Source organism: Methanofollis liminatans DSM 4140, from assembly GCF_000275865.1.
In the GTDB taxonomy this organism is placed as follows: Archaea; Halobacteriota; Methanomicrobia; order Methanomicrobiales; family Methanofollaceae; genus Methanofollis; species Methanofollis liminatans.
The window spans coordinates 1,911,557-1,923,799 of the sequence record NZ_CM001555.1 but is presented as its reverse complement, the minus strand read 5'-3'; the positions used below and the strand labels follow the sequence as shown (position 1 = coordinate 1,923,799).

The following is a 12,243-nucleotide window of genomic DNA, read 5'->3' as shown; positions in this document are numbered from 1 at the left end:
GATCACTCGTCCTGACGGCGGTCGGCTTTCTCCTCGGCCTTCCCTTCTTCTTTTTCTTTCTCTTCATACCGCTGGTCCCCTTCTTCGGACCGAAGGGGATGAAGCGGTGTCCTGTCTGCGGATGGGAAACCGCAGGCCGCGAGAATTTTTGTCCCTTCGATGGGGCCGGGCTCGTCTCTGCCGATGGAAAGGGTGAGGAGTGAGAGGATGGAATTGGGGAGGCGCAGGCCGTAGAGGGGGGTCGACGGTACCGGTTCTTTCCTCCGCAAGGCGTAGTTCCGCACTGATCCGCGGTCCAGCACGATCCGCATCGCCCCGAGGATACGTGCAGCATGGTTGAAGGGGTAATCCTCGGTGAGGACGAGGCAGAGGTCGACGATGGGGGCCCCGACCCGCGTCTCCGGATAGAAGGGTGCGTCTGCAGTACAGAGGGTGCCGCACCCCGTACAATGGAACCGCTTCACCCACACTACAATCTCTTTTTCTCCTTCGGGTCCTTTGATCACGGCGAACCTCCGCCGCTTCATGTCGTGGCCCCGCACCTCCTGGCCGCATGTCGGACAGCGACGCAATCTGGTGAATTCGGCTCCGTCCAGGGCTATGATGGAACCGGCGACGAGGTCGGCGAGCATGGGAGGTACGATCACCTGCATATACCCTTCTGCGCTCCCCGCATTTTTTAACCTATCAGCCGGGCGGGGTAAACCATATCTGCCAGTGGTTAAATGGGGGTGCATGATAAAATGATGCTCTTGAAGCACTCTTTCCACCGATATTCATCAAAAATCTCCCTGGCATACACTAACCTTATATAATACAAACGTGGACGATTGTATGTCCGAGGTTTTTCCATGGAATTGAAGTACGTTCAGACAACGTGCCCGTACTGTGGCACGGGATGTACATTTAACCTCGTTGTCAAGGACGGGAAGGTCTGCGGCGTCCAGCCGTACCACCGCTCGCCTGTCAACGAGGGTAAGGTATGTCCGAAGGGTACCTATGCCTGGGAGTTTGTGAACCGTGAAGACCGGCTCACCACGCCCCTGATCAAGAAGGACGGAAAGTTTGTCGAGGCGACCTGGGACGAGGCCTATGACCTCATCGCCCAGAAGCTCAAGTCGTACAAGCCTGACGAGATGGCAGTCCTCTCATCGGCCCGTACGTCCAACGAGGACAACTACGCCCTTATGAAGTTCGCCCGCGGCGTCCTCAAGACCCGCCACATCGACCACTGCGCCCGTCTCTGCCACGCTTCGACCGTCGCAGGGCTTGCCGCCTCCTTTGGCTCAGGCGCAATGACCAACTCGATTCTCGACATTGCAGAATCGAAGTGTCTGTTTGTTCTCGGGTCCAACACCTTCGAGCAGCACCCTCTCATTGGTCGCAAGATCGTCCAGGCGAAGATGAACGGCGCGAAGATCATCTACGCCGACCCGCGTTACACCGCCACCGCCAAGCAGGCCGACCTCTACATGCAGTTCCGCTCAGGCTCCGACGTCGCCATCCTCAACGGCATGATGCAGTACATCATCAAGAACGGTTGGGAGGACAAGGAGTTCGTCGAGAAGCGGACGAAGGACTACGACAAACTGAAAGAAGTCGTGATGAAGCCCGAGTACGACTTCGAGAATGTTTCGAAGATCTCCGGCATCCCGGTCGAGCAGCTGCAGCAGGCGAGCGAGTGGTTCGCCAAGGCCGAGGCCTCCGCTATCCTGTACTCGATGGGCATCACCCAGCACACCACCGGTGTGGACAACGTCAAGTCCGTCGCCAACATTCAGATGCTCACCGGTAACCTCGGCAAGGCCGGCGCCGGTGTGAACGCTCTGCGTGGCCAGAACAACGTGCAGGGCGCCTGTGACATGGGTGCGCTCCCGGTCGTCTTCACCGGCTACCAGAAGGTCATCGACCCGGCGGCCCACAAGAAGTTCGCCGACGCATGGGGCTTCCCCGACGGCATCTGCGAGCCGAAGAACGGCTACGAGGTCACTGTCATGATGGACGTCCTCACCGACAAGCCCGGTGAACTCAAGGCGATGTACATCATGGGCGAGAACCCGATGCTCTCCGACCCTGACCTCACCCACGTCGAGCACGCCCTCAAGGCCCTTGAGTTCCTCGTCGTGCAGGACATCTTCCTGACCGAGACCGCTCAGCTCGCCGACGTCGTGCTGCCCGCCACCTGCTACGCCGAGAAGGACGGCACCCAGACCTCGACCGAGAGGCGCGTCCAGATGTGGCGTACTGCCCAGGCGCCGCCCGGCCAGGCAAAACTCGACTGGAAGATCATCGCCGAGCTCTCGGCGAAGATGGGCTACCCCGAGCAGTTCTCCTGGAAGACCTCTGAGGATGTCTTCAACGAGATCGCCGAGGTCACGCCGTCCTACCATGGCATGAACTACGCGCGGCTGAACAAGCCCGAAGCGCTCCACTGGCCCTGCCCCACGACCGAGCACCCCGGCACCCCGATCCTGCACATCGGCAAGTTCTCGCACCCCGATGGCCTTGGTGTCTTCCACGCGATCGAGTGGAAACCGCCAGCAGAGGTCCCGGACGAGGAGTACCCGTTCATCCTCACCACCGGCAGGTGCATCTGGCACTGGCATACCGGCTCAATGACCCGCCGCTCGAAGCACCTTGACGAGGAAGTCCCGACCGGATGGATCGAGATCAACCCCGAGGACGCGAAGGCGCTCGACATCGTCGACGGCGAGATCGTCAAGGCGACCTCCCGCCGCGGCACGATCAACGTCCCGGCCAAGGTCACCAAGGACATCATGAAGGGCGTCATGTTCATGCCGTTCCACTTTGCGGAGTGCGCGGCAAACGTGCTCACCAACAATGCACTCGACCCGATCGCCAAGATCCCTGAGTTCAAGGCGTGTTCTGTGAAGGTTGAGAAGATCCAGGAGGCCTGAAAATGTCAGCAAAAGGCGATATGTGTTACGCGTGGTCTACCGATGCAGACCTCCTCGCAAAGGGCGAGTGCGGCGGTGCGGTCTCCTCGCTCCTGAAGTACGCCCTTGAGAGCAAGATGGTCGACGCCGTCCTTGCCGTGAAGAAGGGACAGGACATCTACGACGCTGTTCCGACCCTCATCACCGACCCGGCGGAGATCGCAGAGGCTGCGGGCTCGCTCCACTGCGGGACGCTCCTCCTCTCCAAGCTCTTCAAGAAGTACCTCAACGGTGCGAAGGACATGAAGATCGCCGTCACCGTCAAGGGCTGCGACGCGATGGGCATGTACGAACTGGCCAAGCGCAAGCAGATCAACCTCGACAACGTCATCATGATCGGCCTGAACTGTGGCGGATCGGTCTCCCCGGTGACTGCCAGGAAGATGATCGCGGACAAGTTCGAGACCGACCCCGACACCGTTGTCAAGGAAGAGATCGATAAGGGTCAGTTCATCATCATGACCGCCGATGGTCAGCACAAGGGCATCTCCATCGACGTCCTCGAAGAGGAAGGCTACGGCCGCAGGTCCAACTGCCGCCGGTGCAAGATGAAGGTCCCGCGTCAGGCCGACCTCGCCTGCGGCAACTGGGGCGTCATCGGTGACAAGGCCGGCAAGGCGACCTTTGTCGAAGTCTGCTCCGAGAAGGGTGCAGCGCTCCTCGACGCCGCCACGAAGGCCGGCAAACTCGCCACCGAGGCACCGAACCCGAAGGGTATCGAGATCCGCGGCAAGGTAGAGGGTGCCATGCTCAAGCTCGGCGACAAGTGGCGTGCAAAGGACTTTGCAGGCCTCGGCGAGGGCAAGGACCGGCTGAAGAAGATCGTGGAAGAGACCTCCCGGTGCATCAAGTGCTACCAGTGCATTGATAACTGTCCGATCTGCTACTGTGAGGAATGCTCGACGAAGAAGCCCTACCTGGTCAAGCCCGGTGAGGTTCCGCCGAACTTCATGTTCCACCTGATCAGGTTCGCCCACATCTCTGATTCCTGCATCAACTGCGGCCAGTGCCAGGAACTCTGTGCGATGGACATCCCCAACGCCCTGTTCATGCACGCCCTGCAGGTCGACCTCCAGGAGATGTTCGGCTTTGTGCCGGGTGTCGACATGACCCTGCCGGTGCTCGCACTGGTTGAAGAGAACGAAGAGAGGTCTCGCCTTTCCGCTACCGGCAGCGACCAGATCTACAATATCTTCAACAAATAACCCTTTTTTCTCTGGTGTTTCCCGTGTGCATGGGTTGTCCCGCTCCCGGTCTGCCCGCGTCAACGCCTTCGTCCTGAGACGATCTCCGCGGTCAATCGCACTCTATCGTGTACGATCATCCCTGTTGCCTGAGCAGTGTCAGATAATGGTGTCATAACAAACCCCACACAAGAGAGAAGAGCCATATTTTGCTCGCTCTTTCCAGGATCAGTCTCAAGTCGGCAGCCCGGGGGGCGTCAGTCCCCCGGTGATCTATGGGGGAAGGAAGGCGGCAGATCCGCGCGGCTCCTCCTCAGGGGGATGCATCGACATTTGCATGAAGCATTCTAAAGGGCCGAAAAAAGAGAATCTCCTGGCAGCGGTCGATATCCCCCCTCTGTCCTTCGTAATGGGGCAAGAAGGAGATAGGGGTCTAATGGCCTGCCGGCACGAATATCGGCACCCAGTGGCCTGAACCATCCGGGCATGTTTTTGGTGCAAGGTCGGGGAGACGCTCATGCCCGGCCATCGGGTGAAGGACGATCACGGTTGCCGGCGATCCGTCGCCGCATTTCATCGGGGCTGTATGGACGCTGTAGTCTCTGTACGCATGGCGTATCGTCCCCCCCGAGATGACCGAGAAGTCTGCGGTTCTCCCGACCAGTTTTTTCAGGCTGAGGGCGATGCCGGTGGGGAATGCGTCCTCAATCGTCTCTCCGACGGCATCGTTGGGGTCAATGCCGAAGAGCGACGCTGCCAGCGGGTTCATATAGTAGATGCTGCCGGTGCCAGACACTGTCATCACAGGGACAGGAAGGGCGTCGAGTATGCAGAGGGGTGTGGTGCTTTCCGATTTCTGCATGGTTATGCGTGTGTCGGTGCCGGGTTTCATCAGGTCTCCGGTGATCAGTGGTTCCATCAGATCCATCTCCGGATGTAGGGTTTGTTTAATTTTATATAAATGTATCTTTCAGTGATTATCACTGGGGATTATCGCTGGCCCCTCACCCGGTGAGGTGGCCGGTGCCAACATTCAAGAGTAAACAGATGAAACCCTTTCCCATGGGAGAAGAGAGGAGGGAACTGGTGGCAATCAGAGAACTCCTCAAGAAAAATCCTCGCGGCATGTCGGTCACCCAGATCGCGGAGGCGATCGGGATGAACCGGATCACGGTGGCTCGCTACCTCGATGTGATGCGTGCCTCCGGCCAGGTCGAGATGGAACCGTACGGTCAGGCGAAGGTGTTTTTCATCTCCCGGCGGATCCCGGTGACGGCGATCCTGGACTTTTTCTCGGACGGCGTCGCTGCCCTCGACAGAGAGGGGCGGATCATTGATACAAACCGGAAATTCCGGGAAGTTGCCGGATGCCGCGATACCGATCTCTCTGGCACCCATGTCGCCGGTCTGCTCTCGCCCCTGGACGATGGCGGTCGTCTGGTGGATGCGATCAGGAGGGCCGGTGACGGCGCCGAAGACTATTTCGAGAGCGCCCTGTCTGTGCATGGTGAAAACCGAAGATTTTTCAGAGTGAGGTTTGTTCCCACGGTTTTTACCGATAGTTCGCCGGGCAGCATTCTGATCCTCCAGGACATCACCGAATGGAAACGGGGTGAAGAGCAGATGGTCGCACAGCGCGACCTTGCATGGACCCTTTCCGCAGCGCAGACCCTTTTCGAGGCGATGCCGCCCTGTGTTGATACGGCGCTCAGGCTCTCCGGCATGGACGCGGGCGGTGCGTACGTCGCCGATCCGGAGACCGGGGTATTCGAGCTCGTCCATGCCACCGGGATCTCGCAGCGGTTTGCCCGCTCCTTCTCACATATCTCTCCCTCTTCGCCTCTGGGTGAACGGATCTGTTCCGGCACGCCCTATTATGCAGAGAACTTGAAGATCGGGGATGAAGAGAGCATGGGCGGCGCTTTTGCTCTCCGCTCCTATGCGGTGGTTCCGGTGTACGAAGGAGGGCAGGTGATCGCCTGTTTTCTGGTGGGTTCGCATATCCGTGACCGGATCGATCCCGGAAGCAGGAAAGCGCTTGAAACGGTCGCAGCCTCTATCGGGAATATGATCCAGCGGATTCGGGCACAGCAGGACCTGCGGGAGAGCGAGGAGAAGTACCGGATACTCTTCAACAACCTTGACGACGCAATCTTCCTCCACCTGATCGAAAACGGGCTGCCCGGCCGGATCATCGAGGTGAACGACACCACCTGCACCCGTCTTGGCTATACGAGGGAGGAACTCCTCGCCCTCACCCCCCTCCAGATCAACGACCCGGCATATCCGGGGGACCTGGGGGAGATCATGCGCCGGCTCCTTGAGGAGAAGCATGTGTTTTTCGAGTGGGCGCACCTGACGAAAGACGGCACGAGGATCCCGGTGGAGATCAACGCCCATCTCTTCACGCTCAGGGGTGAGGAGGTGGTCATTTCGATCGTCAGGGATCTCAGGCTGAGGGGGGGCACCTGATCGCCGTTGCATGCGCCGAACGCGGTGCTAAAAGCATCCACCTTGCGGCCCCTTCCGTCGTGTGATGGTTTTGTCCCTTTCTATCAGGGGGACTTTGATGAGGTGGGGCGCGGGGACGGTCAGGGAGACGCAGGGTGTCTTCGAAGAGCCGACACATCTGCTCTCCGTTATACCTCTCCAACCGGGCGGGACAGAAGCCACAGGTCTATCAGGATGCCCGTCATACCGGAAGTATCTGATTCCATGGATCCACTCCACCTCCTCGGCCTTGCGGCCGGTTCTCTCACGACCCTCTCCTTCATTCCGCAGGTGGCGAAGACCCTGCGGACCCGATCGGCGCATGACTTCTCCTATGCGATGCTCGTCTGCTTCCTCGCCGGGCTCATTCTCTGGCTCGCCTACGGCGTGGTGCGGGACGATCCCGCGATCATGATTGCGAACGCAGTGACGGCGGTCCTTCTGCTCTGCATCCTTGTGGTGAAGATCAGGTCGCCCTGATGATCCCGGGGAAGACCATCGCCGTCTAAAAGTGGTTATTATTCTGTCCCGCCTGTTCTGAGAAGCGCTTCGAGGAGTGCGTTCGTCCTCCTCTGCTCGGCGAGCATCTCCCCCTCCGTTTTCAGGATCTCCTTCAGCAGATCGAGGGCAAGCCCGCTTCGCCTGAAAAACTCCTCCTGCCGATCGCCGAACCGCGCCTCGAAACGGTTGAATTCGCCGGTCGGTTCGATGACCGAGACGGCGATCTCGCCGACGCCGATCACCGGTTCGTCCCGCGCCCATGCCTCCTCCAGAAAGGCTGCAAGGTCCCCTACCTCTCCTTCGGCGACGAACTCCACCGTCCCGTCAGGGAGGTTCTGCACGTAGCCCGCAAGACCTCGGGCGGCCGCCCTGCCGGCCAGATAGCCGCGGTAGCCGACGCCCTGCACCCGGCCGCGGGCGATGCCCGCAAGGCGCCAGACCCCGGTCTGTCCTGAAAAGGGGTTTTCTCCATCCATGAACGAAGATAGGGTTGACAGGGATAATTGAGTAGCGATCAGGGCCTCTCTGGAATGACCCGGACCGCGCTCGCCTTGATCGATGCTTCAACGTTCATGCCCGGCATGAGATCGAGGTCTTCAGCCGATCGTCTGGTGACAAGCGCCACAAGGGGGAAGCCTGCGTCAAGATACACCTCGGTGAGAGGGCCGCCGAGCGGGACGACGGTGGTGATCACGGCCTCGAACCGGTTTCTGGCGGTGCTCTCCTCCCTGTCCCTGAGGTAGAGCGTCACATCGGCGGCCCTGAAGACGACGGCTGCGGCAGTGCCCGGAGCGGCATCCGAGACGGCGATGATCCTCTGCTTCCCCACGTCGATCGAGGCGAGTCCGTCTGCACTGGTGGCGACGACGCCGTTGAGTATGTTCTCCATGCCAACGAAGCGTGCGACCACCGTGCTCTTCGGGGTCTGAAAAACCTGATCGGCCTGCCCCTCCTGGACCATTCTGCCCTCGATGATCACGGCGCACCTCGTCGCCATGCGCAGGATCTCCTCCCTCGCATGGGTCACCTGGACAATGGTGAGGCCCCTCTCACGGTGGATCCGCTGGAGATCGGCGATCAGGTGTTCCCGCGTGACAGGGTCGAGTGCGGCGAAGGGTTCGTCGAGGAGGAGGATCTCAGGGTCGGAGGCAAGAGCGCGGGCGATCGCTGTCCGCTGCTGTTCGCCGCCGCTCATCGTCCCCGGAAAACGATTTCTGAGATGCTCGATCCCGAATGTCCCGAGCAAGTCGCTCACCCGTTTTCTGACCTCGTCCTTCGGTCGTTTCTGCATCATGAGGCCAAACCCGATATTCTCCTCCACGGTCATATGCGGGAAGAGGGAGTAGTCCTGGTACACCAGGGCGATCCGCCGTTTCTCCGGGGGGCTATGGGAGGCATCCTCACCGTCGATGAGAATATCCCCTTCGTCGGGAAGGTGGAGTCCGGCGATCGCCTCCAGGAGAACGGTCTTTCCGGCCCCTGACGGCCCGATGATGAAGTAGTAGTCCCCCTTCCTGACCGTGAGGGAGACTTCCTGCAGGGCGAAGTTCCCGAGGGTGAGGGAGACGCGCCTAAACTCGATCATCGTGCCTCCCGATGAAGCGCGAAAGATAGCGCAGCGTCAAAAACACAGCGAAACAGGCGAGGATCATCACAAAAGCAACGGTGCTGCTCTCTTTGATCCCGCCTGTCGTGAACCGGTAGTAGATCAGGGTTGAGATCACCATCGGGTAGTAGGCGATCATGATAATGGCGGCGAACTCGCCGATTGCCCTCCCCCATGCAAGGATTGCCCCGTTGTATATATCCCGCGCTGAGAGCGGGAGGACGATATGGCGGAAGGCGGCGAACCGGCTTGCTCCAAGGGTACGCGCCACGTTCTCAAGGTGGACGGGAACCTTTTCGAACCCTTCACGCGTCGAGTTGATGAAATACGGGGACGCCACAAAGAGCATGGCGATGACAATGCCGGGATAGGCGTCCTCGAAGGAAAAACCCATGCTGTAGAAGGGAGCACCGATCAGCCCCCGTTTCATGAAGAGGATATAGACCAGGATGCCGGCCACGGTGTGCGGGAGCATCAGAGGGATGTCCACGATGCTCTCCACGATCCCTTTCCCCCTGAAATCGGCCCTGGCAAGCACATATGCGAGCGGGATCCCGAAGAGCATCAGGATCGCGATCGCGTTTGCGCCGGCCGCCATCGTGAGGACGATCGAGTCGATCACCTTTGCATCGGCGGCAACCTGCAGGAGGTGGGGGATATCGGCGAGTTCCTTCGCCGTCATGTTCAGCAGGGCGAGGATGGTGAAGCCGAGGATGACACCGCCGAGGAGAGAGAAGGAGACAAGGCAGCGGTCGCGGAGTATTGATATCTGGGCCATGATCTGTCAAAAAAAGAGGAGATCAGGAGGATGCTGTGAGACTCTTCAGCGCTGTCGGGACATTTCCGTAGCCGCCGGCCGGCACGATCGGGGGCTGACCCTGTCCGTCCATGGCCGCCTGCCCCTCAGCACCGATGAGCAGTTTGACAAACGCCAGACCTGCATCAGGGTTCCCGGCGTTCTTCGGGACGGTCGCACCGTAAACGATGGGCTTGCCGGTCATCATGCCGCCCTCGGTGTCGATCTGGACCGTTGCATAATCGTCAGCATACTTCACCGACGAGAGGTCGATCGCCTCAGGGAGTTCGATGAACTTCAGGTTGTTCTGGGCAGCGACCGAGCGGTACTCCCATGCGTAGTCAAGACCGCCGCTCTCGAGCATCTGGACGAGTTCAACTGACTTCGGCCTGACCTGCAGGGGGGCCTTCGGCTCCGGGGATTTGGCGTGGATCGTGAAGACGCCGTTTTCTTCGGTCACCGTGATGTTCGAGTTCGCCATGACGACCCGCTCGAAGATCTGATCGTCGCCGTAGTGAGCCTCGGCGAGCTGGATCACCATGGGCGAGCGGTAGCCGCAGGGGTCGAGGTTCGGGTCGGAGAAGGCCCATGCCACATCGGACTTTCCGAGGATCTCGTACCAGTTCTCTGCGGTGATCTCATCGGCGTATTTGCTCTCGTTTGTGTAACAGAGGACCATCTGGTTCTTGGCGAAGGTGACGTACCAGTCGGCAGCGTCCGGGATCATCAGGTCAGGGATGAGTGTGTAGTCTGCCGAAGCAAGGACATCGGCGCTCTTGTCGAGTTCGGTGATGTCCTTGACGATCTTTGTCGAACCGCCGGCTACCAGCTGGACGTCGGTGCCTGGATATTTCGCTTCAAACTGCTTTTCGAGGTCTTCGAATGGCGCCGTGAGGCTGCCCGCGTTGAAGACGGTGACAACGCCGCTGATCGCGGCGGGGGCGGTCGTTGCCGGCGTTGTGGCCGGTGTCGTTTCTCCTGGGGTGGTGGTGCACCCGCACAGGAATACCGCGGCGCAGACGAGCAGCGCAGTGATAAGAACGGCTTTACTCAGTTTCATACCATGGCTATTAGGAGGAATTGATAGATAACACTGTTGATACGTGTTTTGAGTTAAATTATATTGGTTAACTCCGGCTATGGCAAGTCTTAATGGTGCCGCCACCAACCTATCTGCACCATGTGGAAGGCGCTGGATATTGAGGAATGGCAGGAGCGGCGGCGCTCAGACCTTGCAGGCGTGGGCGCGGCCGTCGCTGCGATCGTCGAGGGTGTGCGGAAAGATGGCGACGAAGCGCTCTACCGGTTCACGAAAGAATTCGACCGGATCGTTCTCGAAGACCTCGCCGTCACCCCGGAAGAGTTCGAGGGGGCGTACGAGGAGGTTGAGGACTCTCTGATCGAGAGCCTCGCCGAAGCCGAGGCGCATATCAGGAGGTTCCACGAGCTCCAGCGCAACCGTTCGCTCTGGCTTGAGGAGGTGGAGCCCGGCGTCATCGTCGGCGTCAAGACCACACCGCTCGACCGGATCGGCGCCTATGTCCCGGGTGGACGGGCGGCCTACCCCTCAACGGCCCTGATGACCACCGTTCCGGCGCAGGTGGCTGGCGTCCCTGAGATCTGTGTCTGCACCCCGCCGCCGGTCCACCCCCTCACCCTCGTCGCTCTCGACATCGCCGGTGTGGACGAGTGCTACCGCGTCGGCGGCGCCCAGGCGATCGCGGCGATGGCCCTCGGGACCGAGAGCATCGATCCGGTCCAGAAGATCGTCGGACCAGGCAACGTTTACGTCACCGCCGCCAAGATGATGCTGCGGGAGCATGCCGAGATCGACTTTCCAGCCGGCCCCTCGGAGATCGGCATTCTCGCCGACAGCACGGCAGATCCGGCATTCGTCGCTGCTGACGTCCTTGCCCAGGCCGAGCACGACCCCCATGCGGGATGCGTTCTCATCACCACCGACGCGGCGCTGCCCGCAAAGGTCGGCGCCGAGATCAAACGCCAGATGAAGAACGCCCCGCGCCGCTCGATCATCGAGGCCGCCCTCGGGAACTCGGGCTATGTCGTCGCCGCCGATCTCGACGAGGCGATCGCCGCCATGGACTACGTCGCCCCTGAGCACCTCTCCATCCAGGTCGCCGACCCGCTCTCGACCCTCAACGCCGTCCACAACGCCGGATCGATCTTCGTCGGGCCGTATACCGCCGTCGCATTCGGCGACTACGCCTCGGGGACCAACCACGTCCTTCCCACGGCAGGCTTCGCCCGGGTCTTCTCGGGTCTTGACGTCCACCACTTCTGCAAGACCTCCTCGGTCCAGATGATCGACAGGGAGGGCCTTGAGTGGCTTGGCGGGGTCGTCGAGACGCTTGCCACCGCCGAGGGGCTCCATGCCCATGCAGAGTCGGTCAGGATCCGCAGGCGGAAAAAAGACTGAATACTTTTTTCTGGTGGCTTGGGGGGGCCGGCAGGGGGTGGGGGATTTTTTACAACTTCACGCGAAGACGCGAAGGACGCGAAAAAATAATAAAACAGCTTTGTAGAAATCTTCACTTTTCCGGATGCACGCGTGATTCATTCGCCTTCCCCCACCTTCGCACCGTGGGTGATTGCCCCTGACCCCCGCGTGCGATTGCCCTGGATATGCGAGGAGGGGGAGGGCGGAATACCTGTCGATGAAAAATGATGGACGGGCGTGCCTGAGTGGTC

The 12,243-nt window shown here is 60.2% G+C and carries 11 protein-coding genes; 5 read left to right on the top strand and 6 right to left on the bottom strand.

Annotation, left to right across the window (positions count from 1 at the left end; translation table 11 throughout):
* Positions 1-2: 2 nt before the first annotated feature.
* On the bottom strand, positions 3-653 hold the full coding sequence (locus METLI_RS09425) for a hypothetical protein (protein ID WP_004039818.1): 651 nt from the start codon (positions 651-653) through the stop codon (positions 3-5).
* Between the two features lie 198 nt (positions 654-851).
* Here METLI_RS09425 and fdhF point away from each other — a divergent pair, with 198 nt between their 5' ends.
* Positions 852-2,918, top strand: a complete 2,067-nt coding sequence (fdhF, locus tag METLI_RS09420; RefSeq protein WP_004039816.1) for a formate dehydrogenase subunit alpha — start codon at positions 852-854, stop codon at positions 2,916-2,918.
* A 2-nt stretch (positions 2,919-2,920) separates the two neighbouring features.
* Positions 2,921-4,162: a Coenzyme F420 hydrogenase/dehydrogenase, beta subunit C-terminal domain gene (locus METLI_RS09415; RefSeq protein ID WP_004039814.1), complete on the top strand. Its 1,242-nt coding sequence runs from the start codon at positions 2,921-2,923 to the stop codon at positions 4,160-4,162.
* A 412-nt stretch (positions 4,163-4,574) separates the two neighbouring features.
* Here METLI_RS09415 and METLI_RS09410 read toward each other — a convergent pair whose 3' ends face one another.
* Positions 4,575-5,060, bottom strand: coding sequence for a PAS domain-containing protein (locus tag METLI_RS09410; RefSeq protein WP_004039812.1), 486 nt, complete (start codon positions 5,058-5,060; stop codon positions 4,575-4,577).
* 167 nt (positions 5,061-5,227) lie between these two features.
* On the opposite strand from METLI_RS09410, the gene METLI_RS09405 reads away from it, so the two are divergent.
* Both METLI_RS09405 and METLI_RS09400 read left to right on the top strand, forming a co-directional pair.
* Positions 5,228-6,613 carry a PAS domain S-box protein gene (locus tag METLI_RS09405; protein WP_169313813.1) on the top strand — a complete coding sequence of 462 codons (1,386 nt, stop codon included), beginning with the start codon at positions 5,228-5,230 and terminating at the stop codon, positions 6,611-6,613.
* A gap of 243 nt (positions 6,614-6,856) precedes the next feature.
* On the top strand, positions 6,857-7,111 hold the full coding sequence (locus METLI_RS09400) for a SemiSWEET family sugar transporter (RefSeq protein WP_004039808.1): 255 nt from the start codon (positions 6,857-6,859) through the stop codon (positions 7,109-7,111).
* A gap of 38 nt (positions 7,112-7,149) precedes the next feature.
* Here the strand turns inward: METLI_RS09400 and METLI_RS12825 are convergent, their stop codons facing one another.
* The 4 genes from METLI_RS12825 to wtpA are packed head-to-tail and all read right to left on the bottom strand — an operon-like array spanning position 7,150 to position 10,594.
* On the bottom strand, positions 7,150-7,608 hold the full coding sequence (locus METLI_RS12825; RefSeq protein WP_004039806.1) for an acylphosphatase: 459 nt from the start codon (positions 7,606-7,608) through the stop codon (positions 7,150-7,152).
* A gap of 38 nt (positions 7,609-7,646) precedes the next feature.
* On the bottom strand, positions 7,647-8,717 hold the full coding sequence (locus tag METLI_RS09390) for an ABC transporter ATP-binding protein (protein WP_004039803.1): 1,071 nt from the start codon (positions 8,715-8,717) through the stop codon (positions 7,647-7,649).
* A complete protein-coding gene (locus METLI_RS09385; protein ID WP_004039801.1) occupies positions 8,704-9,516 on the bottom strand; it encodes an ABC transporter permease in 813 nt (270 codons plus the stop codon). The genes METLI_RS09390 and METLI_RS09385 overlap by 14 nt, the downstream gene beginning before the upstream one ends.
* A gap of 22 nt (positions 9,517-9,538) precedes the next feature.
* Positions 9,539-10,594, bottom strand: coding sequence for a tungstate ABC transporter substrate-binding protein WtpA (wtpA, locus tag METLI_RS09380; RefSeq protein ID WP_004039799.1), 1,056 nt, complete (start codon positions 10,592-10,594; stop codon positions 9,539-9,541).
* A 120-nt stretch (positions 10,595-10,714) separates the two neighbouring features.
* Between wtpA and hisD the strand changes: the two genes are divergently transcribed.
* Positions 10,715-11,971, top strand: coding sequence for a histidinol dehydrogenase (hisD, locus tag METLI_RS09375; protein ID WP_004039797.1), 1,257 nt, complete (start codon positions 10,715-10,717; stop codon positions 11,969-11,971).
* Positions 11,972-12,243 lie beyond the last annotated feature (272 nt).